This window comes from Sunxiuqinia sp. (assembly GCF_055140945.1).
On the sequence record NZ_JBSQYS010000010.1, the window covers coordinates 1 to 24,635 of the forward strand.

The following is a 24,635-nucleotide window of genomic DNA, read 5'->3' on the forward strand; positions in this document are numbered from 1 at the left end:
GCTGAACTCACAGAAAAAAACATTGAATACAAAGACTCTGGCAGCCAATCGGCTCAAATTAGTGCAAACAACAATAGTTGCTATTTTTTCGATGTATCGGAAAAAACTACACCTGATTATAAATCTAGCCAAACAGCTTTATCTAAAGCTGATAATCTTTTAGTCCCTAAACCTGACGGGAATAGCTTTACAATTAGTAATCACAGAAAGTATTCATTTGATATTTACCACACTTTCTTTGGCTTATCTCCTCCGATTGTGATTTCTTAGTACATTCAAAAAAAGAAGAAATCAATAACCAAACTTTCATTTATTTTCAAAACGCATGATTGGAGTAGTAGGCTTAAGTCATAAATCGGCACCTGTAAGCATTCGTGAGAAATTTGCTCTTACGAAGGATGAGTATACCGATTTATCACAAACGATATTGAAAGATAAAAATATTGATGAACTGGTCATCATCTCAACTTGCAACCGGACAGAGTTGTATTTTACCGCCGAAGAATGTTGCTCTCCAGGAGCTTTCCATATCTTATTTCATTTCCTGAAAGCACATATTCAGGAAGAAGATGCCATTGAATCTCATTTTTACAAATACGAAACTCAAAGTGCCGTTTCGCATTTATTCCATGTAATTTCCGGACTGGAATCAATGGTGTTGGGCGAATATCAAATTGTTTCGCAAGTTAAAGAAGCCATCAACCATGCTGAAGAGATTGGTTCTGCTGGCAAGATATTGACCCGACTGTTTTATAAAGCACTGGAAACGGGAAAACAGGTACGCACAAAAACGGCACTTAGCAGCGGAGCATTCTCAGTCAGTTACGCGGCGGTAGAAAAATGCAACAGCATTTTCGAACAACTACCTGATAAAAAGATATTATTGATTGGTGCAGGAGAAACCGGAGAACTGGTTATAAAAAACCTGGCTAAAAAGGGATGTCAAAATATTATTGTCTCAAACCGGACAATGTCAAAAGCAGAAGAACTTGCCGGACGTTTTGGAGGAAGTGCACTGAATTTTAAAGAACTCCAGACTGGTATTCGTGAGGCTGACATCGTGGTCAGTTCAATTACCTGCAAAAAACCGCTGATTACCCCTGATATGCTCAGCGCGGAGAATACCAATAAACAAACCGTTTTTATTGACCTTGGTGTACCGCGCAACATCGATCCCAAAGTAACCGACATTGAAAACATTGCCCTATACAACGTGGATGACCTAAAGGAAGTGGTTGCCCAAAACATGGAGAAGAAGAAAACCTACATTTCGACTGCCGAAAAAATCATCAAGAAAAAAGCCCATGAATATGCCGATTGGTTAAGCGTTCAAAATTTATCACCGGCCATTCAAAATATCATTATGGGTGTACACGAGATCAATACATCGGAACTGGAAGTCTTCAGGAAATTTCATAACGAAGAAGAATTCCAGAACATGGAAAAATACGGTAAACATATCGCTGAAAAACTGGTGAAATCGATGATTAAAAACCTAAAAACCATCAGCGATAATGGCCGAAAAACTGAATATATAAAAGTAATAAACGATCTTTTCTCCCCTACTCATGAGTAAAAAAACAATCAGGATCGGAACCCGTGGAAGCAAACTTGCCCTGTGGCAAGCAGAGACTGTAAAAAAAGAACTGGAAAAAGTACACCCCACCGATAATTTTGAGTTAAAAATCATCAAAACAAAGGGTGATAAAATTCTGGACGTTGCCCTTTCGAAAATTGGCGATAAAGGACTTTTCACCAAAGAAATTGAACAAGCACTTTACGACAACGAAATTGATTTGGCTGTCCACAGCTTAAAAGATCTCCCAACAGAACTCCCCGAAAATTTAATCATCGGTGGCATGTTGGAACGAGCTGAAGTTCGTGATGTTTTTATTTCGAAGGATGGACGCAAATTGGCTGATTTCACCGCAAAAGATAAAATAGCCACCTCAAGTTTGCGACGCCAATCGCAAGTATTGCATTTCAATCCCGAACTAACGATTGTTGACATTCGTGGGAATGTAGAAACCCGACTTCAGAAAATGAAAGATGGCCATTGCGATGGACTGATTATGGCCGGAGCGGGTATTTTACGTTTAGGGTATGACGAAATAATTACGGAGTTTATTGATACTGACGTGATGATTCCGGCGGTTAGTCAGGGAGCCATTGCCATTGAGATTCGTGAAGAAGATGAGTTGGTCCAGTCGCTACTTGATGCCATTACTGATGAGATGACCCGGGCAACAACGCTGGCAGAACGTTCACTCCTCCGAACCCTTGAGGGTGGTTGTCAGGTACCTGTAGGCTGCTATTCTGAAATTGATGGGGAGCAAATCACACTCACCGCAATGGTTGCCAGTTTAGATGGAAAGACATTAATCAGAAAATCGGTGAATTCCACACTGGATGAAGCGTCGGAAAAAGCCATTGAATTAGCCCAGTCCATTTTGGACGATGGTGGTAAAGAAATTCTGGACAGCATCAGACCCGCGTAAACAGATGTCAACAAATGATGAAAGTAACATATTAAAAGACCGAACGGTCATTTGCACTTATCCTCAACGGAAGCACGATCGGTTTTATGAAATGCTTGCTCAAAGCGGAGCAACCGTACATGCGATGCCACTGATCGAAACCACTTCGATACCGTTCAAAACGAAACGAAAGCTAACCGATTATGATTGGCTGGTTTTTACCAGCAAAAATGCGGTACCTTCTTTTGTTTCCAACCACCCGGAGCTATCGAATAAAATAGCAGCCATAGGCCTTAAAACAGCCGAAATGCTTATGCAAAAAGGAATAGTTCCTACTTTTGTAGGATCCGGGAAATCGTCCGGAGACTTTGCCGATGAATTTATGGCAAAGCTCAAAGGAAATGAGCGGATATTACTAATCCTTGGAAATCTGGCAAAGGACACGCTACTGCATAAATTCAAACAAAAAGCGAATGTGGAGCGGGTTAACGTTTATGAAACCCGTTTTGTCCAATCCGTTGATCCCAAAATCCTTAATTTAGTCGAATCCAATCAATACGATGCACTAATTGCGACCAGTCCTTCGGCGGTAAAAGCGTTAGTTGAAAAGATAAAAATAAGTCCAAAGCAATTACGTTTTATCAGTATTGGAAAAACAACGACCGCTGCGATCAACGAATATCAAGCTGTAGCACTGGCAACAGCAAAAAAAACAAGTTATTTGGGATTAGCAGAAACAACCATTCAGTATTTAAAATCGAATAAAACGACCATAAAAGACTAACAATATGAGCTTTCCAATTACACGACTCAGAAGATTAAGAAAAACAGCAGCCATCAGAAATATGGTGCGCGAAACCGAAGTGAACCGCGATGATTTAATTATGCCTTATTTCGTAGTTCCCGGCGAAAATATCAGCAATCCAATCAAATCAATGCCGGGCAACTTTCAATTGTCGATTGACTTGTTGGTGAAAGAAGTAAAAGACCTGGTTGAGCGAACAGGCGTCGATAAAATCTTACTTTTTGGTATTCCTGCCGAAAAAGATGAAACCGGAGCAGTGGCTTGCCAGCATGACGCAATTGTACCGCAAGCCATTCGGGCAATTAAAGCGGAACTACCCGATGTGGTTATCGTGGCTGATGTTTGCAACTGCGAATACACCAAACACGGACACTGCGGAACCATTGTCGATGGCGATGTGGACAATGATAGCACGCTGAAAACACTGGCAGCACAATCAGTTACTTTGGCGAAATCCGGCGCTGATATTATTGCACCAAGCGATATGATGGATGGTCGTGTAGCAGCCATCCGCGCAGCATTGGATGAAAGTGGCTTTCAAAATACACCAATCATGGCTTATTCGGCCAAATATGCATCGGGTTTTTACGGACCTTTCCGCGATGCTGCCGACAGTGCACCCCAATTTGGTGACCGGAATACGTATCAGATGGATCCGGCCAACGGCGATGAAGCCCTTCGCGAAGTGGAAACCGACCTGGAAGAAGGAGCCGACATGGTGATGGTAAAACCTGCCTTGAGCTATATGGATATCATCAGCCGGGTGAAAATGACTTATAATGTACCGGTAGTGGCCTACAATGTAAGTGGCGAATTTTCGATGGTAAAAGCCGCTGCTGCCAATGGCTGGATCGACGAACAACGACTGATCAAAGAAATACTGACTTCCCTAAAACGCGCAGGTGCTGACGTGATTATCACCTACCACGCCAAGGAATTTGTTTTAAGTGAACTTGAAAAAGGAAACCGGGTATAAGTAACGAACAACTCGAAACTTTAAACTCAAAACTTTAAACTCAAAACATTGAACTTCAAATGATGACATACGAAAAAAGCATACAAGCATTCGATCAAGCAAAAAAAAGAATACCCGGAGGCGTTAACTCTCCGGTCCGTGCATTTAAAAGCGTAGATGCCGATCCGGTATTTATAGCCAAAGCCAAAGGTGCAAAAGTGTGGGATATTGATGGTAACGAATACCTCGACTTTGTATCCTCCTGGGGACCGCTAATTCTGGGACATGCCAACGACAAAATTGTAAAAGCAGTGCAACAAGCTGCTGAGTTGGGAACCAGCTATGGTGCCCCTACCCTCATCGAGAATGAAATGGCCGAGCTGATTGTCAGCATGATTCCTTCCATCGATAAAGTTCGCATGGTAAACTCCGGCACAGAAGCAACCATGAGTGCGCTGCGATTGGCCCGCGGATTCACCGGTCGGGATAAGGTGGTGAAGTTTGCAGGCTGTTTTCACGGACATGCCGACAGTTTCTTAATCAAAGCCGGATCGGGTGCCATTACCCTGGGATTGCCTGATAGCCCGGGAGTAACAAAAGCGACAGCAAAAGACACACTAACGGCAGATTACAACAATCTCGAATCAGTTGAAAAACTTTTTAAAGAACACGGCGACCATATTGCTGCCATTATCATAGAGCCGGTAGCCGGAAACATGGGAGTTGTACTTCCGGAAGAAGGTTTTCTGAAAGGCTTGAAAAAGATAACACAACAATACGGTGCACTGCTTATTTTTGATGAAGTGATCACTGGATTCCGATTATCGGCCGGAGGTGCTCAAAAACGTTTTGGTGTGGAACCAGACCTGACAACCCTCGGTAAAATTATTGGCGGAGGCTTGCCTGTTGGAGCTTATGGCGGACGCGAAGAAATTATGAATCAACTGGCACCTGATGGTCCGGTTTATCAGGCCGGAACATTATCGGGAAACCCATTGGCCATGGCTGCCGGCTTGGTCATGTTAACAACCTTGAAAAAGAATCCTTCGATATACGAAGAGCTGGAACGTAAGGCTGCCAAACTGGAAGCCGGATTACGAGCCAATCTTGAAAAAACAGGTGTATCGGGTGTTATTAATCGCATGGGGTCGATGATGACCTTGTTCTTCACCGAAAATGAAACCGTGAAAAGCTTCGAGGATGCGATGACTTCTGATACCTCTAAATATGCCCGCTATTTCAAAAAATCGCTGGAAAGTGGGATCTATTTGGCTCCATCGCAATTTGAGTGCCTGTTTGTATCTGACGCTCACACCGACGAGGATATCGAGACAATCATTGCGGCTAACGAAAAAGCCTTAAGAAGTCTGTAACGCGTAAGTTGGAATCATAGCGGAGGGCAGCATTCAGAACTCCGTGCTCCCCTCTCATTTCTCACGACTAAATACGAAACGATGCAATCACTATTTTTAGATACACTTCAAGGGAAAAAAACGGAACGACCTCCGGTTTGGTTTATGCGCCAAGCCGGACGGGTTTTACCCAACTATAATCAGCTGAAGGAAAAATACACCTTCCGCGAGTTGATGGATGATGCCAAGCTGGCTGCTGAAGTGACCTTGATGCCGATCCAGGATTTGGGCGTTGATGCCGCCATCCTGTTTTCCGACATTTTGGTGATTCCGAATGCCATGGGCATGGAACTGGAATTTACCGACCATGGGCCGGTATTCAACAAGCCATTAAAAGGGCTGAGTAAACCGGCCGATCACCTGAATCCTGATCCTGCCAAATTGGAGTATATCTATGGGGCAATTGATGAAATTATTCGTCAACGACCTGCGAACACCCCGTTAATTGGCTTTTGTGGGGCACCTCTAACGACCATGTGTTACATGCTACAGGGCTTCAGTTCGAACCCCAATTTCCCCGATGCCATCAAGTTTCTGTTTCAACACAAAAAGGAAGCTAAGCGGCTAATTGACGCAATTGCTGACTTTTCGGTCATCTATGCGAAAAAGCAAGTGGAGCATGGCATCAGCGCGTTTCAGTTGTTCGAAACGCATGCCAACCTAATTCCGGTGGAGCTCTACAACGAACTGTTTATGCCGGCGGTAGTAAAAATTAGTCGTGCTGTGCGCGACACCGGCACGCCATTTATCTTTTTCCCAAAAGGCATTGGTACCGGTTTGAAATACATGACCCCGGATATTGCTGATTTTGTAAGCATCGACTGGCAAATGCCGATTGAAGATGCCCGCGAGATTGTACACGCCGAAGTTGGTCTGCAGGGAAATTTGGATCCACGCCACCTGTATGCCAGCCAGGAAGAGATCGCCCTGGAATTGGAGAAATACAAACCATTTTTCCAGAAGAACAGCAAATGGATTTTCAACCTGGGGCACGGATTTTTACCGGACATACCCTACGAAAATGCCAAGTTTGTGGTCGATTGGATAAAAAGTACCAAATGGTGAAACCCGACTAGTTGTAACGAACTGTTCTTATTGCGGGCATTCCATTAATGTGAACGGATAGAAACCGGATGATGTCCGAAACCTTGGTATTTGTGTCTTCTACGATCTGTTTTCATCCCTCATTCCGGCGAAGGCCGTAACCTGTTAGTGTATTAACCTAAACGTTTTTGGTATTTCAAGTTGGCTCGGCTATAAATCCGGGGCAGAAAAAAGCAACCACCTCCCCGGCCAAAGCCCGGACTCTTCCTTTTTCGAGGAGGAGAATTTGGGAGCGGGATCTATCCGTCTGCGATATGAGCTTGTCATTTTTACGCGAAACGGCTCAAAATGGCGATGCGCAAGGAAAACAGCCACCAAAACCCTTAACTAACTGTAAAACAAGCCTCCCCATGGCGTGGGTGAAGGTTTCAAACGCGTTTGCTTACGTCACCATCCGCGTGGAGATGGCTTCAAACGCGTTTGCTTGCGTCCCCATGAGCATGGAGATAGCTTCAAACGTGTTTGCGCTCATCTCCATGATGCCAATTATGGTTTCAAACATATTTGGGGGCACCACCACGGCCGTGGGCATCAAAAAAAACGTGTTTTGTTGCATCCCCATGCGCATGGAGAAGCTATCAAACGCATTTCAGCGTAAAGCCACGCAAGCTTGCAGCCTCGAAAATTCGGTTGATCCGACAAGCCGTTCAATGGACACCAGCCTAAACGCATTAGGTATCGATTCCACCCGGTAGCTGGAAACAGCTTGCCAGATTTTCTTCCTATTTTCAGAACGGCGGCAAGCGACAATCAAAGTGGTACCATATCGTTTATCTCATCCCATTCATCCGAATAAAAACAGGTTCATTCCCCCATTTTGCAGGCTCGTCATCTTATCGTTTTCGGTTCGGTGTTGCCACGCTAGTTTTGAAGTGAAATTTAAAACAAACACGTTAAACAATTGAAACGATGAAAACAAAAGCGATTTTTTTAAGCCTGTTATTTTTGGTGATGTGCATAATCTCAACAGCACAGGAAACAAACAAAAATTACCTTTTCAGCTATAAAGGGAAGAAAAAAGAACACACCGTGGGGATGTACGGAAGCCTGGGGGGAACCTACTCAACGGTAATGGATGAATCGGCTAACTGGCTCACAGCCCGTGTTGGTGTAGTGATTGACGAACATTGGGGAATTGGGCTGGCTCATAGCGCACTGAACTACGACCACGAGTTAAGCCAGTTGGTAACCGACGGAACTTACCATTTGCAGGGAGCCTATTCGGGTATGTTTTTAGAATACCTCGTACCGTTTAACAACTGGGGTAAACTAAGCATTTCATGGACCAGTGGCATGGGTTTACTGTTCTATCAGTACGATAAAGAATACCGCAAAGCGTTGACCTGGACAGATGAATACATCGATGCCGAACGTTTTGCTGCCAATGAATTTGGAGCCGAATTTATGATTCATGTGGCCGGCAACTGGTGGGTTGGCCTCGAAGGATCGTATCGGAATACTTCGCCTATAAAAATGTTGGGGGTTGAAGAAGATGTATTGCAGAAATTCAATGCCGGTATCACTGTTCGCTACGGTATATTTTAAGCAAAACAGCAAATCCGGTTTGTGACCAATTAGGCATGAACCGGATTTTTAATCAATCTATTTTGATAATCGGGAGAGGGTTTTTCATTTTTATGTAATTTTAAAGCAAAACCAATTCTCCCATAAAGTGAACCAATACGCGATGCCTCTTCAGCCAATCAACCAGCTTTTTCCATTCAAAAGGCTATTCCGCTTACTGCTCGGACTGGCCGTTGGCGTGCAACTGATTATTATTACTTACAACCACTTCACGGGCTATTACCCGGTGAATGATCTTGGCCATTTCGGAATTCGATTGGTTTACAATTCATTTTTAAGTCTCCTTTCGGCGTTCATGGTGGCTTACCCCGATTTATTTGTTATCCGCCACCTCAATTACCGACTCCCCTGGAGTACGGCAAACACAGTGAAACGGCTGATCATTCAATTGTCGTTAACCGTAATTATAGCAGTCGTTATTTCAACCATCATAACCCTTACAGCTTACTGGATTAGTGCCTACACCAACGAGCTCAATGCTGTGCTCATCAAAAATGCCCTGATTTATGCGGTCGTCAATCTGCTGTTGATGATTGTTCTGGAGGCTCGTATTTACTTCTTCGAGTACAACCAAACACGAGTGAAAGCAAGCCTGCTCGAACAGGAACTTTCGCAAATAAAGTATGAAATGCTTAAGCAGCAAATCAATCCTCATTTCATGTTTAATAGTTTGAATGTGTTATCGGGACTAATTGAAAGCGATTCGAAGAAAGCCCAGCAATTTGTTGATGAGTTTGCCTTGATTTATCGGTATGTGCTGGAAACCATTGAGCAACCCGTTGTAAGTTTGAAAGAAGAACTGGCTTTTATACAATCATACTTTAGCTTACAGCAGATGCGTTATGGCGAGTCTCTTTCACTGGAAATAGATGTTTCATCTGAATTTTTGAGCCGGTTGCTTCCACCACTTTCGTTGCAGGTAGTGCTGGAGAATGCCATCAAACACAATATCATCAACGAGAATAAACCCTTAACCATTTCGGTGGCAACAGCCGAAGACACACTTGTCATTAAAAACAAGCTTCAGCCCAGATTTTCGCAAAGCAAATCAACCGGAATTGGACAAAACAATGTTACAAAACGCTATGCCCTGATCGGCCGGCAAGTGCCTCGTTTTATTGTAAAAAATAACCGCTATCAAGTTGAACTGCCACTTTTAAAACCAGACGATTATGCGCGTATTAATCATTGAAGATGAAAAAGTAGCTGCCGACCGGCTCGAAAACCTCTTACTGGAAATAAACCCGCAATACCAGGTCGCCGCCAAGCTGGGTTCCATCAAAGAATCGGTCAGCTGGCTAATGAACCAAACCGCCGACTTAATTTTTCTCGACATTCAGCTATCCGACGGATTAAGCTTCAGCATTTTTGAGCAGGTTCCGGTGAATATTCCCATCATTTTTACCACCGCCTACGATCAATACTCCATCAAGGCGTTTCAACTCAATAGCATCTCCTATTTACTGAAACCTATCAGGAAAGACGATTTAGTAGAAAGTCTGGAGAAGTATAAAAAGATGAAAGCGGCTTTCAGCATCAATTTCGAAAGTTTACACCCCATGCTCACCGGACAACAACAGCCTTATAAAAAACGGTTCCTGGTTTCGTACGGCGAAAAAATACAAAAGGTTGAAACTTCGGAAATTGCCTATTTTTATGCCATGGACAAATCGGTCTTTCTTACAACGTTTACCAATAAGTCTTACCCGGTCGAATACTCGCTCGACAAGCTGGAAGAGCTGTTAAGCCCGGAACACTATTTTCGAATCAACCGAAAATACATCATTAACATGGCAGCTATTGATAAAATGTATGCCTGGTCGCGCGGACGTGTGAAGCTGGTATTAACTCCCACGACCCAAGATGATAAAGATAGCCTGGTAAGCATTGAGCGCTCAGCCCGGTTTAAGGAGTGGCTGGATTCCTGACTGCTAGCCGTTCAGCGCCTGTTCAATATCGGCAATTAAATCGTCAGCCGATTCAATGCCAACCGAAAGGCGCATGGCCGTTGGCTTTATTTTCATAGCCAGGCGATCTGCTTCCGAAAACTCAACATAAATGGTTGACCAGGGGTGAATAATCAACGATTTATTGTCGTTCAGGTTGGTCGCACGGCGGATGAGTTGCAAGCGGTTCATAAAGGCAAAGCAAGCTTGCTCCGATTCCAGGTCAAAGGTTATGATCGTCCCGGGCTTTCCATCAAACTGCACCTTGGCCAGATCGTAGTTCGCGGCGTTTTTCAAACCGGGATAAGTCACGCCCTTCACCTCGGGATGGTTGCCCAGGAATTCGCCAAGAGTCATACAGTTGTCATACGAACGTTCGAAGCGTAACTCCAACAAATCCAAGCCCAAAATTTGGTAGTGAGCGGTATGAGCGGTCATCGCGCCTCCGGTGTTTCGGTAGTAGTTTTTGCGCAGACGACCTACAAACGTGTCTTTCCCAAATTTCTCAACCAAGGGCTTCAGGTTCGGATTTAATTGCCAATCGTAGGTTCCATGATCCACAATCACGCCTCCAAACGAAGTTGCTCCACCCGAAATGTGCTTGGTAGTCGACATCACTTCAATGTCAATTCCAAAGTCTTTGGCATTGAAACAAACCGGTGGCGTAATGGTGCTATCCGAAATCAACAGCAGCTTATATTTTTTTGCGATGTCCGAGAGTTTTAAAATATCTGCTATTTCCAGTTGCGGGTTGGTTACCGTTTCGAAATAAATGGCCCGGGTATTTTCGTCAACCAGTTTTTCTACCTCATCAGCCTTGGTGGTATCGGTAAAGCGTGTTTCTAATCCGTAGTTCCGAAGGGTTTGATCGAATAAGGAATAAGAATGAGCAAACAAATGGTTGCCCGAAATTATATTGTCGCCACTTTTACAAATGGCTAAAATGGTATTCGTAATGGCCGACATGCCCGATGAAAGTGCCAGTACATGGTGAGCTCCCGTTAAGGCTTTCAGCTTCTGCTCAAAATACTCAACCGTTGGGTTGCTGGTACGCGAATACACATGCGCCGGCAGTTCGCCTCTAAAATTAGCAGCTATATCTTCCGCCGAATCAAACTCAAAAGCAACTGATTCGTATATCGGCATATCTAACGAGCGGTGAACATCCTTTTTGGGGAATGGGACATGTAACGATCGGGTTGTAAAACTCTTCTTCATTCTTCTTCTTTTGTAAATCCTTCGCAAAGATAACAGCTCTAATTTAAATCGGTTCTAGAAAATTATCCCCTTCGGTAAAATCAGCTAAGTTCACTCAGTGTAAAAATCATCTAACTGGCTCTTTTATTTGGGTGCGAGGGGTGGTCTTTCAGCTCTCAATGAACTTGTTTTGAGCAGGTAAAAGCTGAAGACGATGCAAAACAATTGCATTCGACCGTTTTCAAATGGCTTCCATGATTCTCAAACTTTTCCATTTCGGGAAATACGCAGCACAGACTGGTAAATAAAATTGCGAAATCATTTTGAACAGGTTTCACACAACGGCTTATCTTATTATCTTTGTTCATCCAAGAATTAAGCGATGAACAGAAAGCTTTTAACACTACTCCTTTTCTTATTTTCCGCTACCCTTTTCGGCCAAAACCCCAATTTAAAGTTGGCACTGGTCAAGTACAAAGGTGGTGGCGACTGGTATGCTGATCCGACAGCTTTGCCCAACCTGATTCGTTTTTGCAACCAGGAACTCCAAACCAATATCGATCCGGAGCCGGCAACTGTAGAACCCGGGAGTATTGAGCTGTTCAACTATCCATTTGTCCACATCACCGGGCATGGCAACATCATTTTTTCTGAAGAAGAGAGCAGAAACCTGCGGTTGTATCTGGAGGCTGGTGGTTTTTTATACATCGATGATAATTATGGGCTTAACTCCTACATTCGGCGCGAAATGAAAAAGGTTTTCCCGGAACAAGAGTTTGTGGAGTTGCCTGCAGATCATCCGATCTATCAGCAAAAATACCGGTTCGAAAACGGCTTACCTAAAATTCATGAGCACGATAATAAGCGGCCGCAAGGGTTTGGTTTATTCATTGAAGACCGCTTGGTTTGTTTTTACACCTACGAGTCCGATATCTCGGACGGATGGGAAGACCCTTCGGTGCACAACGACACGCCCAACGTTCGGAAGAAAGCTTTGCAAATGGGTGCGAACCTGATTTCATACGTCTTCAACAACTAACAACTCAAAAAACAACAAAATATCAACATGACGAAAGTACTAGCCATTAATGGAAGTCCTCGTAAAAACGGAAACACCAAAATATTAATCGAAAAGGTATTTGAACCACTGCAACAAGCAGGCATCGAAACCGAGTACTTCCAGCTTGGCGGGAAGCCGGTTCATGGTTGCACCGCCTGTGGCAAATGTCGGGAAATTAAAGATGGAAAATGTCACATCAAAAATGATGTGCTTAACGAATGTATTGAAAAAATACTCCGAGCGGATGGTATCATTCTGGGGTCGCCGGTTTACTTTGCAGATGTTACAACCGAAATGAAAGCCTTAATTGATGTGGTTGGTTATGTTACCCGCGGAAACGGACATCTGTTAAAACGCAAGGTCGGTGCCGGCGTACTTGCTGTTCGCCGTGGAGGGCAATTACACGCTTTCGAAACACTCAATAACTTTTTCCTGATTAGTCAAATGATTGTGCCGGGATCAAGCTACTGGAACTTTGCAGTAGGTGGACCTGAAGGAGCCGTTTTACAAGACGAAGAAGGCATGCAAATTATGAATACACTGGGTGAAAACATGGCTTGGCTGTTAAATAAAATAAATGACTGACTTTGATTGAACCATGTAAATTTCAACTTGTTTGGAATTGTATAAGCAATTTAAAAACAAGTAAAATTTATTATTATGGATTGGAACAAAGAAACAGAGAAAATAACCAAAGAATTTACGTTTAATAATTTCAAAGAAGCACTCAGTTTTGTAAACCAGGTGGGCGAATTGGCAGAAGGCATGGATCACCATCCCGATATTTTGATACATTCATACAAAAAAGTATCGATTAGCTTAACGTCGCACAGCGAAGGCAAAGTAACCAACAAAGACCACGAGCTGGCTTCGAAAATTGACGCGTTATAATCATCTCAAAACACATCATAGAGGAATTATAACACCTGCAATTGCAACTCAGATTATCGTTGAAGTTGGTGTTGGAGAAAGTTCTTCGGCATACCAACGAATAAAAACAATTGAATGAAACTACATTTCAAGTTCAAATTCCTCTTAAAAAATATACTCAAAGGATTGCTTTGGATGGCAATCCTTGCTGTTTTATACCTGCTTGCCAAAGAATTTATCGTTGATGAAAACAAAGAGTTTTGGCTCAAACGATTTTACAGTCAACCACTCATCATCTACGGGGTATATGTTGGTTCGGAGGTCTTTTTTGGACTTTTCCCACCGGAGTTCTTTATGATTTGGGCCTATTACAAAGGCGACCTTTGGCACTATGTGCTAAACCTGGGCTTTTTTGCAGGTGTATCGTATGGAGCCGGATACATCGCATTTCTAGTCGGGCGATACCTTCAGCGGGTTGTTTTATTTCGATACCTGGGACGGAGGTTTTTTAGCAAGTACTGGCCCCTTTTCCGAAAGTACGGTGCTTTTCTCATTGTTGCTTCGGCACTTACTCCCCTTCCATGGTCGGCTATCAGTATGCTGGTAGGAACAACAAATTATCCCATGAAAAGATACCTTAATTTTGCTCTGTTCAGGATCCTACGCTTTGTGATATACGGTTATATCATTTACCAAAGCCACCAGTTCGGCTAGTGGATCAGGAAAAATGTGCCTATTTTATCGAACAAGATTTCAACCATTCAGGAAAAAGCTTGTTTACTAGTTGTACTCAAAGAAAAGGAACTATGTTTAAACGGTTGAAGGAAAAATGGAATGTTGATTCCGACCTGCAATTAATCGTCATTTTTGTCGTTTTTTCAATCTCTGGAAGTGGAGCTCTTGTTATTCGTAAATTGGTTTTTCACTGGCTTGATTATAGCCCCGACTGGCCTTTCTGGCTTTCCGCGATTGTCTATGTGCTTACCATTGTTCCGGCATATCAGATCATGCTGATGCTGTTTGGAACCCTCTTGGGGCAGTTCACCTTTTTCTGGAATTTCGAAAAAAAGCTTTTACGCCGATTCGGGATAAAGATTGATTAATCGGACGATTTACCTGCCTGTTCTCTTCGTTTATTGATTCGTAGTTAAAAATTCATTTCTAAAAAGATAAGAATATGGAACTCGCAACATTTGGAGGAGGTTGTTTTTGGTGTACCGAAGCCATTTTTAAAGAATTAAAAGGAGTGCAATCCGTCACTTCCGGCTATTCGGGTGGCGATATTGTTAATCCTGCGTACCGCGAAGTCTGTACTGGAAGGACCGGGCACGCCGAAGTAGTTGAAATTGAGTTTGACCCCGAAATAATAAGTTTTCAGGAATTGCTGGAAGTATTTTGGGCAACCCATGATCCGACCACGCTAAACCAACAAGGTGCCGATGTTGGAACGCAATATCGTTCAGTTATTTTCTACCACAATAATAAGCAACAGGAAACCGCGGAAATCATCAAGCAGCACTTGAATAAAGAGGCTATTTTCGAAAAGCCTGTGGTGACTGAAATCAGTCCTTGGGAAAACTTTTTCAGAGCCGAAGATGAGCACCAGGATTACTATGAACGAAATCCGGCACAGGGCTACTGCCAGTTTGTAATTGTTCCAAAACTGGACAAGTTCAGACAGATTTTCAAAGAGAAGATCAAATAAGACATCACATAAATAATACTAGTCGTTGTGGAAGTCTCTACAGCGATCCCCGAAGAATTAACCGCGGCGAGAGAACTTCAAAGATTTTTTGTTTGCTCTTGATGAAGTTTGCTACCTTCTCGCCCATTTCCTCAAAATCGACAGAGATTACCGTAATTCCGTCTCCAACGATTTCTTTCATGGGTGAATCGTTGTAAGATATCAAGCCCACATCGCGACCTACTTTTAGTCCCTTTTGCTTACATTCTTTAATAATGTAGACCAAATCATCTTCTTTAATAACCAAATAGGCTTGTCCCTTTTCGATGGTCTTATTTTTTATTTTTTGAATGACTGAATGCTTAATCGTATTTTCATCGCAAAACCTCTGAAACACCTCAATTGTCACCTTGGGATGTGGTGTGGATGATGGAAAAACCAAGCTGAACTCATCATACTTCTGAATTTGCTCTTTCCCTTGTTCCAGACAATTACGAAAAGCATTTTCAAAATCCTGGAGGATATGTGCCATCTCATCATTCTCCGGCGATCCCATATCTAAAATCAACAGCTTACTCGAATCGATTTTTTTCACCACTTTCTCAATCCGATCGTTATTGATATTCATAACCACATACATGCTGTAGCGACCCAGGTTATTTAAAACGAGCTGTTCAAACACATTGGGGTTGTAATGATGAAAGAGTAAATCAACGGAATAATTCTCGGGCAATGCATTTCGAAAGCTACCATACAGCTGTTCTTTGAAAGCACTGAAATCATCAAGCAGCATCATCACTTTAAAGGACTCGTTACTTACAAAGTAGCCCTTCGTTGGAGTTGATGCGATCACACTGCGTAGCTTTAAGGTGGTGTAGGCTTTAAAGATGGTATCTCTCGACAATCCACTTTCGCGACTCAACTTATTAACTGACGGCAAAAAATCGCCCTCTTTTAGAACTCCATCACTAATCGCCTCAGTAACGGCATGGATCAGCTGCTGTATTTTAGTTTGGGAAGAGGAATGGTCGAGTTGAAATTGAAATGCCATATTTTTTTTCTAAGTGAAGGAGGAGGATACACAGCATCCATCCCCTTTAATTATTTGATGATTTTATAAGCTACACGTGTATTTTCATTGTCCGGTATCCATAAATAGCAATTGCTACAAAGCAAATGAATGGCAAAATAAATGAGAAATTAACGGCTGGCAACCAAGCGATAGTTCCCTGGTCGATTAACAACCCTTGCAAGGGAGGCATCAAGGCACCTCCAACAATTGCCATCACCAAGCCTGCCGCTCCCAAAGTTGAATCTTCACTAAGTCCTTCCAAAGCAATACCGTAAATTGTTGGAAACATCAATGACATAAAAGCAGAAGTGGCAATCAGCAGATATAAGCCCGGCATACCCTCTATCAAAATAACTCCGGTAGTTGTCAACATTCCGCCAACAGCGAAAATGGTCAGCATAAAACGGGCATTTAAGTATTTCATCAAAAAGGTACTCACAAACCGGCTCCCAATAAAAATGGCCATGGCTATAATATTATAGCGTTGAGCTTCAGCTTTCGGTATTCCCAAATTATCAGCATACTGAATAATAAAGGTCCAGCACATGATTTGTGCTCCAACATAAAAGACCTGAGCAAGGACTCCCTCGCGATATTTTACGTTTTTTGCCAATCGCTTAAAGGTATCCTTTGTTCGAATAGAATGATCTGCCTTAGCTCGCTTAGGCATCTTCGATAAGACGATGATCGCCAGCATAAGGATAACAAAAAATCCGAGCATGACATAGGGATCGCGAATAACAGCCAAATCGTGAGCCCGAATACCAGCCTTTTCAGATGCACTTAAAGTTTCAAAAATCAAATTCCCTGCTGAATCTCTTTTATCGGACTCTAGTGTAGCCAGAATTACATTGGAGGCGATAAACATCCCGAAAATTGATCCCATTGGATTAAATGACTGCGCCAGATTTAGCCGCCTGGTTGCTGTCTCTTCGGGGCCCATCGACAAAATATACGGATTGGCAGTTGTTTCAAGAAACGCCAAACCGAAGGTTAAAATGTATAGAGAAACCAGAAAGAACCCAAAAAATTCAAACTGAGCAGCCGGGTAAAACAATAAAGCTCCTATTGCATATAAAGTCAAGCCAACAATAATGCCTACTTTATAACTATAGCGTTTAATAACAAGCGCTGCGGGAATAGCCATTGTTGCATATCCACCGTAAAAAGCAAATTGCACCATCGCAGCTTTGGCGTTAGAGATTTCCATTACCGTCTTAAATGCAGCCACCATCGGGTTTGTAATATCATTAGCAAAGCCCCACAAAGCAAAAAGACTTGTGATCAAGATAAATGGAAATAGGTATTCCTTTGGAACGACTTTAATTTTAGATTTCACTGTTTTTCTTTTTTAGTTATTCGTTTAGTTCGTATCGGTTTGTATTTTAAAGAGCGTTTTTTATTTCAGCAATTGAAACACCCAGTAGCTTTTCAGCAATGGAATTTAATGCTTGCTCATCTCCTTCGAAATGAAATGTTCGTTGAAAATGAATCTTAACTTCACCTGCATTTAAAGCAGCAGCTGACGACGAAGACTCCAACTCGTAAAACGGGCCAAGCTGACCACCATCTGCTAATGGACCGTCATTGTATGCATTAATGGCATCGCCATTAAACGGTTCTTTCTGGTACTCTTCCCACGAAGAGTTGACATAGTCAGTTGAAGTAGAATCCAACGAACAAATTAAAATGGTTAGGCATTTGTTTTGGGCATCGTAACTTCCTAAAGTTGGCAGTGCCCGCTCGGGAGAAACACCAATCTTACTCCGGTACTTTCCATCGGCCTTGAAATAGATGACTCCATCATCAGATTTCAACCTATCCGTTGGCATTTCACCAAAATAATCATCAGTAACCACGGGGCCTTCGCCGTCTTTTTTATAGCGTAGTACAATGGTTACTTCGGGTGATGGCTGGTACATGGAAAGCATCCAGATTGATGGCATACCTGTTTCTTTATTCCAGCTAAAATCGTTTGTGTTTTTCAGTTGGTTTAATGATTCGTAAGCAACAACTTTTACGGACTCATCCAAATTAATGGGCAAAAATTCGTCCAATTCAATCGGATCAATAATGCTCACCCGGCGGGTGATTTCCATTGAAAATTTATTGCCAGAATAATTCGCTAGCTGAAATGATTGTCGGAACGTCGCCGTTTCCTGATTAGCTTCAATTACATCCCAGGGCATGGTATCGATAGCAGAAGGAACACGCCAGTTTTCCATTGCCATGGTTTTCCCCTGATCAAAATAGAAAGAGAACTGTCCTCCCTCCGGACCAATCCAAAACCGCTCTTCGCCACCAAAAGGATTAAACTGAGAGGACAGTTGATCGGCTCCAAGTAATTTGTGGTTGATCCAGCCAAACGAGAAACCTGTTGATCCTGAGGTTGTGCTAGACATCACCCGTCCCTGCAGTTCAGGAACAATAACCACCCGAGATTCTCCGGCAACTAGCTCAATAGTAGAATAGTACTTTTGTAGTTTCTCCAGATCGTAGCCATACTGACCTTTTTTTAAGCTCATCGTTTCTTCTTTTTCAAAGCCGGTGGTAATCAAGTGAACCACCAACAATCCTATGATTATTGAGATTAAATGTTTTACATGAATGATCTTCATCTGTATAATTTTGATTAAAAATGGTAACAGATGAAACTCACATCAGTAAATTAATCATACTTGTATCGAATGATGAAATTTACTGATGCTCATTTCATGATATTAATTTCAAAATAAATTAAAATAAACGACTAGCCATAAAGAGGCCCGTAGTTTTTACACGCCCGGTAATCCGAACCTTCCTTATTTGCTCCGAATGAAGCCCAGGCACTTGGGCGGAAAATATCTTTATCTTCCACATTATGCATTGAAACCGGAATACGGAGGATCGATGCTAAGGTGATTAGGTCGGCACCAATGTGGCCATACGAAATTGCACCATGGTTGGCTCCCCAATTGGCCATTACACTGTATACATCTTTAAAAGCGTCTTCATCGTTCAAGCGTGGCACAAACCAGGTTGTTGGCCAGGTTGGATTGGTGCGCTCATCTAATAATTGATGAATATCCTCGGGTAACTCAACAGTCCATCCTTCGGCTATTTGTATCACTGGCCCCTGCCCTTTTACCAGGTTTACACGCGACATGGTTACCGGCATTTTGCCTTCGGTTTTAAATTGAGATGAATAACCACCACCTCTAAAATAACCTAAATCAGCAGGACACCAGTTTGTTTTATCTAAACATGCTTGGGCTTCTTCATCCGAAATATCCCAATAAGGTTTCATCACCGGATTTCCTTCAGCATCTTTTTGCTGTGCTGTGGCATCTAAGGTTGTCGACCCAGAATTGATTAAGTGGATAATTCCGTTTCGAGCTAATCCTGTCAGTTCTTTTCCGGTTACTCGTTTTACAGCTTCAGGGCTCCAGAATGTGCGAACGTCTGAAAATATTTGAGCGGTATTGGTTAACAGGTGACCAAACAACATGGGCACTGCATTTAAACTATCATTCTCGGTGGCAAAAACATAGGCTTCGCGTATACCATTCCAGTCGAATGAAGAATTCAACATCGCTTCAGTAAAGTCAGCATTCGGATAGTAGTCTGTCCATTGGCGCTGCCCCTGGAAACCACCTGCGATTGCATTATGTCCTTTCGCTTCCTCTCCAAAACCAAGCTCTGTTAATTTCGGATTGCCAATCATTAGATCGCGGCAAATCAGGGTCATTTTAACTACAATTTCCCATTCCCAATCTTTTCTTTTCCGGTCGCTCTGCTTGTCTTTTGCATTGTGGTCATCACCCTCCTGGCAATTTTCCTTTACCCAAGCCAAGGCTGTTTTATATTCTGAAGGATCGAAAATCTCCTGATCAATTCGACGTTTAATCTCAGTCATGTCAACAAACTCTGTACGCATCCCCAGATATTCCTGAAAAAAGTCGGCATCAACCATAGAGCCGGCAATTCCCATTGACGTATAGCCAAGCGACAGATATGATTTTCCTTTTATTTGCGCTGAAGCTAAAGCGGCTTTTGTAAACCGCAATACTTTCTCGCGAACGTCATCGGGAATGGCTGTGTCTCCCGCATCCTGTACATCGCGACCATAAATGCCAAAAGCCGGCAAGCCTTTCTGAGTATATCCGGCAAGAGCTGCGGCCAAATATACGGCTCCGGGACGCTCAGTACCATTAAAACCCCAAACGGCCTTAGGAAGAAGCGGGTCACTATCCATCACCTCTGTTCCGTAGCACCAGCATGGCGTTACAGTTAGCGAAACGCCAACTCCTTCACGACTGAACTTATCAGCGCAATTAGCAGCATCTGCTACACCTCCAATGGTTGTGTCTGCAATAACACATTCCACCTTTTCTCCAGAAGGAAAGCGCAAGTTTTCTTCAATTAGTTGAGCGGCAGCTTTCGCCAAATTCATGGTTTGAACCTCGAGTGATTCACGAACTCCACGTTCGCGACCATCTATTACTGGACGGATTCCTACTTTGGGCAAACGTCCGATTAAACGATTTTTCATATTGAATTGATATTTAAATTATATTTTTCGTGTTGTGCTGTACTGTGCTGCTAAAGTAGAAAAAATTCAATCGTATGGTCATGTTGGAAAACATGGTTTAAAAAGTTAGATTTGTATCAATCTCAATTCAAAACACATGCAAATATTTAAGCTACAGCTCCACTGGCAAATACTGATTGCGTTACTACTATCAATTGGTTATGGAATAATTTTCCCAACGAAATATGCCATTGATCAAGAAGCTATTAGTCAATTGCAGAAAACGCATTTAAGTGCGGCTGTTATTGAAAAAGTTGGGGGATTGCAAGGTGAAGAATACAGTACAATGCAAGACTTTCAGGTAAAAATGAAACAATTGCTGACTTCTGATGAATACGATAAATACCAATCTACAATTAGAAAAGCAAGCTACAACAACCCTCAAATCGATGCTGTTAGCTGGATGGGGGATTTGTTTCTTCGCGCTTTAAAAATGTTGATTATTCCACTGATTTTAAGCTCACTAATATCTGGAATTACAAATATTGGCACCGGTAAAAACTTAGGCCGATTGGGCTTAAAAACAATAGGATATTATGTAATGACATCTGTTTTGGCCATTGTAACAGGCTTATTTTTTGTCAATCTCTTTAAGCCTGGGGTTGGGGCTGATTTAAACTTTCAGGAAACGGTTGAAGGCTTGGTTGAAAAGCAAAGATCCTTTCGGGATATTTTGGTCGAAATTATTCCTCAAAATATCTTTCAGGCATTCAACGAAAGTGATATGCTTTCCATTATTTTCTTTGCCGTGTTGTTTGGTTTTTTCATTACGAAAGTGGATACCGTTAATCGTGAAGTTCTAAAAAAGGCATTCAATGCTATTTTCGAAGTCATGATGAAAATCACCATGTTTATCATCAAATTCACGCCTCTTGGTATATTTGGTATTGTTTCCAAAGTAATTGCAGACCAAGATGATTTAGCCGGTTTGATGTCGCGCATGGGAATTTACATGGGCACTGTTGTTTTAGCACTGACCATACATTTTTTGGTTACTCTTCCAGTGTTGATGAAGCTACTTGGAAAGGCTAATCCGCGGAAACATTTTCAAAATATGACCACTCCCCTTCTAACTGCTTTTTCAACTTCATCGTCAGGAGCAACTTTACCATTAACGATGGATGCAGTTGAGTCAAAATCAGGAGTGTCAAACAAAATAAGCAGTTTTACACTGCCCCTGGGAGCAACCATCAATATGGATGGGACTGCGCTTTATGAATGTGTTGCAGCTATTTTTATTGCCCAGGCTTATGGCCATGATTTAAGCATCATTCAACAAGCAATTATTGTTGCGACAGCCTTATTAGCGTCCATTGGAGCAGCTGCTATTCCCATGGCCGGTTTGGTTATGATAACCGTTATTTTATCAGCCGTTGGACTTCCGCTGGAAGGTATTGGATTAATCCTTGCGGTTGACCGAATTTTAGACATGTTTAGAACAGCTACCAATGTGTGGAGTGATAGCTGTGGAGCAGTTATTATTGCAAAAAGTGAAGGAGAAGAACTGCAGGTTTAGTTGCTTTTCTTATAAAAATCATTCAAAGATTCAATTTCCGTTGAATTACAAACCGGGCAATTTTCGCCGACTTTAGCCATGTTGAACTTAGCTTTACAAGATTTGCAACAGTACCAATTCTCATCGAATTGAAAATTACCTCCGCGAATGATCAAGTCTTTCCCTTCAACCATTGCCTGTGCTACTTTATTTCGGGCCGACTCATAAATCCGGGTCAGTGTAGGACGAGAAACATCCATACAAACTGCAGCTTCTTCCTGGGTAAGATTATCGTAATCCAGCAATTTTATTGCCTCATACTCTTCAAAAAACAGCACAACCTGCTGAGCTCTGTTTTTTGGTCCAAATACAGAAAATCCTTTAACGGAGGGCGGGGCTAATAAGCGCCGTTGTCTTTTTTTACGAGGCATCTAACTTTGATTTACTTTGTTCAACAAATAATGATCAGCAATAACCAAGGCTGCCATTGCTTCAACAATAGGGACAGCACGTGGTAGTACACAAGGATCGTGACGACCTTTTGGATTGATCGTTACTTCTTTTTCATCTTTATCAACCGTATGTTGCTCTTTCAACAAGGTTGCAATTGGCTTAAAAGCCACATTAAAATAGATGTCTTCTCCATTCGAAATTCCACCTTGAATTCCGCCGGAATTATTGGTTTTTGTTCGAATACCGCTCCCCGACTTTATAAAGACATCGTTATGCTCGGAGCCACTAAGCTTTGTGCCATCGAAACCTGATCCGTATTCAAATCCTTTGACCGCATTGATTCCCAACATGGCATGACCTAAATCGGCATGCAGCTTATTAAAAACCGGTTCGCCTAAACCAACTGAAACTCCCTGGATAACTCCCTGAATAACTCCGCCAACGGTATCATGATTTTTACCGGCTGCTTCAATACGGGCAATCATTTTATCGGCAGTTTCGGTATCGGGGCAGCGAACAATATTACTGTCAATCAATTTTAAATCAAGCTCTTTGTAGCTCTTTGTCAGTTCAACTTCGCCCACTCGCTTTACGAATGCATTAATATCGACACCAAATTGCTTCAGCATCAATTTAGCGACAGCTCCGGCTGCAACCCGTGCGATTGTTTCACGCGCAGAGGAACGTCCTCCTCCCCGATGATCGCGGCTCCCATATTTCTTCAGATAAGTATAATCGGCATGTGAAGGACGAAAAATGTCTTTCAGGTTATTGTAGTCGTTCGAGTGCTGATCTTTATTTCTAATCAGAAAACCGATGGGTGTCCCCTGCGTTTTTCCTTCAAAAATTCCCGATAAAAACTCAACCTGATCCGACTCTTTTCGTTGGGTCGTAATTTTCGATTGTCCGGGTTTACGACGATCGAGTTCATTTTGAATAAAATCCAAATCGATTTCGACACCTGCCGGGCAGCCATCAATAATACCACCAATTCCTACGCCATGAGATTCTCCAAAAGAAGTTAATCTGAATAATTGTCCGAAGCTATTCATTATTTTAGGTTAAAAAAACATTGCTCCCGATTGCTCAGAAGCAATATTTTGAATACGTTTTATCAATTAGCAGCCACAACCGCAGCTTCCACCATTTGCTTTCTCTGTTTCACAGCTTTCGCCCTCTTCACATCCGCAGCCACCGCTGTCACTTTCGCAACCACCACTACCGCAGCCACAGCCGCTACCTTGCACAGTTGCTGCAATTTCCTCATCAGTAGCATCGCGCACTTCCAATACTTTTCCTGAGAAGAATAAGTCTTCACCAGCCAAAGGATGGTTAAAATCCATTTTTACATGCTCGTCCGTAATTTCCAACACCAGGCCGTTCATACGTTGACCGCTAGCACTCATCATTGGAACAGTATTGCCAACTTTAATAATTTCCTCATCGAATTTTCCTTCAACCAGAAACAGGTTTTTAGGAAGATCAACAACTGCATTTTCATCAGCTTGCCCGTAAGCATCTTCACATGAAAGATTTATATTGAAGTCCTTGCCTTGCTCAAGACCTTGTAAAAGGTCTTCAAACTTTGGCAACATAAGTCCTGCACCATAAACAAAGTTTAGTGGTTTCTCGGCTGTTGCCTGTTCTATCAATTCTCCGTTTGCTCCTTCGATTCTTAAATCGTAAGTCAAAGAAACCATTTTGTTTTTAGTAATTGCCATTTTAAACTATTTAGATTGATTTTGAATAATACTTGCAAAGAAATAAAAAACATTGATATATCAAAGAGCACAAAACTCGATGGAATATACATTTAATGTTAACATCATAGATTTCTGTTGGTTTATAATTTGTCCGTCTTTATACCATATTTTACAGTTTATTTAGAAAGATTCTCTCAAAACACATTTTATCATCTAACAAATCTTCCTTTCAGAAAACATGCTGTACT

The 24,635-nt window shown here is 42.3% G+C and carries 26 protein-coding genes; 18 read left to right on the top strand and 8 right to left on the bottom strand.

Annotation, left to right across the window (positions count from 1 at the left end; translation table 11 throughout):
* From ACTB00_RS06280 to ACTB00_RS06330, 11 genes are all read left to right on the top strand, one after another.
* The coding region (locus tag ACTB00_RS06280) for a hypothetical protein (RefSeq protein ID WP_463299062.1) at positions 1 to 270 on the top strand (270 nt) is incomplete at its 5' end.
* Between the two features lie 55 nt (positions 271 to 325).
* A complete protein-coding gene (gene hemA, locus ACTB00_RS06285) occupies positions 326 to 1,576 on the top strand; it encodes a glutamyl-tRNA reductase (protein ID WP_463299063.1) in 1,251 nt (416 codons plus the stop codon).
* On the top strand, positions 1,569 to 2,498 hold the full coding sequence (hemC, locus tag ACTB00_RS06290; protein WP_463299064.1) for a hydroxymethylbilane synthase: 930 nt from the start codon (positions 1,569 to 1,571) through the stop codon (positions 2,496 to 2,498). Before hemA ends, hemC begins: the two co-directional genes overlap by 8 nt.
* Positions 2,499 to 2,502: 4 nt before the next feature.
* The gene (locus ACTB00_RS06295) at positions 2,503 to 3,261 is read left to right on the top strand and encodes a uroporphyrinogen-III synthase (protein ID WP_463299065.1); all 759 of its coding nucleotides are present in this window, start codon (positions 2,503 to 2,505) and stop codon (positions 3,259 to 3,261) included.
* Positions 3,262 to 3,265: 4 nt separating this feature from the next.
* Complete coding sequence (gene hemB / locus ACTB00_RS06300; RefSeq protein WP_463299066.1) at positions 3,266 to 4,258, top strand: porphobilinogen synthase; 993 nt, start codon at positions 3,266 to 3,268, stop codon at positions 4,256 to 4,258.
* A 59-nt stretch (positions 4,259 to 4,317) separates the two neighbouring features.
* The gene (hemL, locus tag ACTB00_RS06305; RefSeq protein ID WP_463299067.1) at positions 4,318 to 5,610 is read left to right on the top strand and encodes a glutamate-1-semialdehyde 2,1-aminomutase; all 1,293 of its coding nucleotides are present in this window, start codon (positions 4,318 to 4,320) and stop codon (positions 5,608 to 5,610) included.
* A gap of 81 nt (positions 5,611 to 5,691) precedes the next feature.
* Positions 5,692 to 6,714, top strand: coding sequence for a uroporphyrinogen decarboxylase (hemE, locus tag ACTB00_RS06310; protein ID WP_463299068.1), 1,023 nt, complete (start codon positions 5,692 to 5,694; stop codon positions 6,712 to 6,714).
* A gap of 167 nt (positions 6,715 to 6,881) precedes the next feature.
* Entirely contained in the window at positions 6,882 to 7,448 is a 567-nt protein-coding gene (locus tag ACTB00_RS06315; protein ID WP_463299069.1) for a hypothetical protein, read from the top strand.
* Positions 7,449 to 7,662: 214 nt separating this feature from the next.
* Positions 7,663 to 8,298 carry a hypothetical protein gene (locus tag ACTB00_RS06320; RefSeq protein ID WP_463299070.1) on the top strand — a complete coding sequence of 212 codons (636 nt, stop codon included), beginning with the start codon at positions 7,663 to 7,665 and terminating at the stop codon, positions 8,296 to 8,298.
* Positions 8,299 to 8,440: 142 nt separating this feature from the next.
* Positions 8,441 to 9,529: a sensor histidine kinase gene (locus tag ACTB00_RS06325; protein ID WP_463299071.1), complete on the top strand. Its 1,089-nt coding sequence runs from the start codon at positions 8,441 to 8,443 to the stop codon at positions 9,527 to 9,529.
* The gene (locus ACTB00_RS06330) at positions 9,510 to 10,265 is read left to right on the top strand and encodes a LytR/AlgR family response regulator transcription factor (protein WP_463299072.1); all 756 of its coding nucleotides are present in this window, start codon (positions 9,510 to 9,512) and stop codon (positions 10,263 to 10,265) included. The genes ACTB00_RS06325 and ACTB00_RS06330 overlap by 20 nt, the downstream gene beginning before the upstream one ends.
* 3 nt (positions 10,266 to 10,268) lie before the next feature.
* On the opposite strand, the gene ACTB00_RS06335 is transcribed toward ACTB00_RS06330, so the two are convergent.
* Complete coding sequence (locus ACTB00_RS06335) at positions 10,269 to 11,501, bottom strand: aminotransferase class I/II-fold pyridoxal phosphate-dependent enzyme (RefSeq protein ID WP_463299073.1); 1,233 nt, start codon at positions 11,499 to 11,501, stop codon at positions 10,269 to 10,271.
* Between the two features lie 361 nt (positions 11,502 to 11,862).
* Between ACTB00_RS06335 and ACTB00_RS06340 the strand changes: the two genes are divergently transcribed.
* The 6 genes from ACTB00_RS06340 to msrA all read left to right on the top strand — a co-directional run bounded on the left by ACTB00_RS06340 (position 11,863) and on the right by msrA (position 15,115).
* On the top strand, positions 11,863 to 12,519 hold the full coding sequence (locus ACTB00_RS06340; protein ID WP_463299074.1) for a DUF4159 domain-containing protein: 657 nt from the start codon (positions 11,863 to 11,865) through the stop codon (positions 12,517 to 12,519).
* 27 nt (positions 12,520 to 12,546) lie between these two features.
* A complete protein-coding gene (locus ACTB00_RS06345; protein WP_463299075.1) occupies positions 12,547 to 13,125 on the top strand; it encodes a flavodoxin family protein in 579 nt (192 codons plus the stop codon).
* A 75-nt stretch (positions 13,126 to 13,200) separates the two neighbouring features.
* Entirely contained in the window at positions 13,201 to 13,431 is a 231-nt protein-coding gene (locus ACTB00_RS06350; RefSeq protein ID WP_463299076.1) for a 4a-hydroxytetrahydrobiopterin dehydratase, read from the top strand.
* 114 nt (positions 13,432 to 13,545) lie between these two features.
* Positions 13,546 to 14,124 carry a hypothetical protein gene (locus ACTB00_RS06355; RefSeq protein ID WP_463299077.1) on the top strand — a complete coding sequence of 193 codons (579 nt, stop codon included), beginning with the start codon at positions 13,546 to 13,548 and terminating at the stop codon, positions 14,122 to 14,124.
* 92 nt (positions 14,125 to 14,216) lie between these two features.
* Positions 14,217 to 14,513 (top strand): DUF6787 family protein, encoded by a 297-nt coding sequence (locus ACTB00_RS06360; RefSeq protein ID WP_463299078.1) that lies wholly within the window; start codon positions 14,217 to 14,219, stop codon positions 14,511 to 14,513.
* A gap of 74 nt (positions 14,514 to 14,587) precedes the next feature.
* Positions 14,588 to 15,115 (top strand): peptide-methionine (S)-S-oxide reductase MsrA, encoded by a 528-nt coding sequence (gene msrA / locus ACTB00_RS06365; RefSeq protein ID WP_463299079.1) that lies wholly within the window; start codon positions 14,588 to 14,590, stop codon positions 15,113 to 15,115.
* Positions 15,116 to 15,152: 37 nt separating this feature from the next.
* Here msrA and ACTB00_RS06370 read toward each other — a convergent pair whose 3' ends face one another.
* The 4 genes from ACTB00_RS06370 to ACTB00_RS06385 all read right to left on the bottom strand — a co-directional run bounded on the left by ACTB00_RS06370 (position 15,153) and on the right by ACTB00_RS06385 (position 20,697).
* A complete protein-coding gene (locus tag ACTB00_RS06370) occupies positions 15,153 to 16,145 on the bottom strand; it encodes a GntR family transcriptional regulator (RefSeq protein ID WP_463299080.1) in 993 nt (330 codons plus the stop codon).
* Positions 16,146 to 16,215: 70 nt separating this feature from the next.
* A complete protein-coding gene (fucP, locus tag ACTB00_RS06375) occupies positions 16,216 to 17,505 on the bottom strand; it encodes an L-fucose:H+ symporter permease (RefSeq protein ID WP_463299081.1) in 1,290 nt (429 codons plus the stop codon).
* A gap of 46 nt (positions 17,506 to 17,551) precedes the next feature.
* On the bottom strand, positions 17,552 to 18,784 hold the full coding sequence (locus ACTB00_RS06380) for a DUF6786 family protein (protein ID WP_463299082.1): 1,233 nt from the start codon (positions 18,782 to 18,784) through the stop codon (positions 17,552 to 17,554).
* 131 nt (positions 18,785 to 18,915) lie between these two features.
* Complete coding sequence (locus tag ACTB00_RS06385) at positions 18,916 to 20,697, bottom strand: L-fucose isomerase (RefSeq protein ID WP_463299083.1); 1,782 nt, start codon at positions 20,695 to 20,697, stop codon at positions 18,916 to 18,918.
* A gap of 136 nt (positions 20,698 to 20,833) precedes the next feature.
* Here ACTB00_RS06385 and ACTB00_RS06390 point away from each other — a divergent pair, with 136 nt between their 5' ends.
* Complete coding sequence (locus ACTB00_RS06390; RefSeq protein ID WP_463299084.1) at positions 20,834 to 22,252, top strand: dicarboxylate/amino acid:cation symporter; 1,419 nt, start codon at positions 20,834 to 20,836, stop codon at positions 22,250 to 22,252.
* Here the strand turns inward: ACTB00_RS06390 and ACTB00_RS06395 are convergent.
* From ACTB00_RS06395 to ACTB00_RS06405, 3 genes are all read right to left on the bottom strand, one after another.
* Positions 22,249 to 22,662, bottom strand: coding sequence for a DUF134 domain-containing protein (locus ACTB00_RS06395; RefSeq protein WP_463299085.1), 414 nt, complete (start codon positions 22,660 to 22,662; stop codon positions 22,249 to 22,251). The genes ACTB00_RS06390 and ACTB00_RS06395 overlap by 4 nt on opposite strands.
* Positions 22,663 to 23,736: a chorismate synthase gene (aroC, locus tag ACTB00_RS06400; protein WP_463299086.1), complete on the bottom strand. Its 1,074-nt coding sequence runs from the start codon at positions 23,734 to 23,736 to the stop codon at positions 22,663 to 22,665.
* Between the two features lie 66 nt (positions 23,737 to 23,802).
* Complete coding sequence (locus tag ACTB00_RS06405) at positions 23,803 to 24,405, bottom strand: FKBP-type peptidyl-prolyl cis-trans isomerase (RefSeq protein ID WP_159517447.1); 603 nt, start codon at positions 24,403 to 24,405, stop codon at positions 23,803 to 23,805.
* Positions 24,406 to 24,635 lie beyond the last annotated feature (230 nt).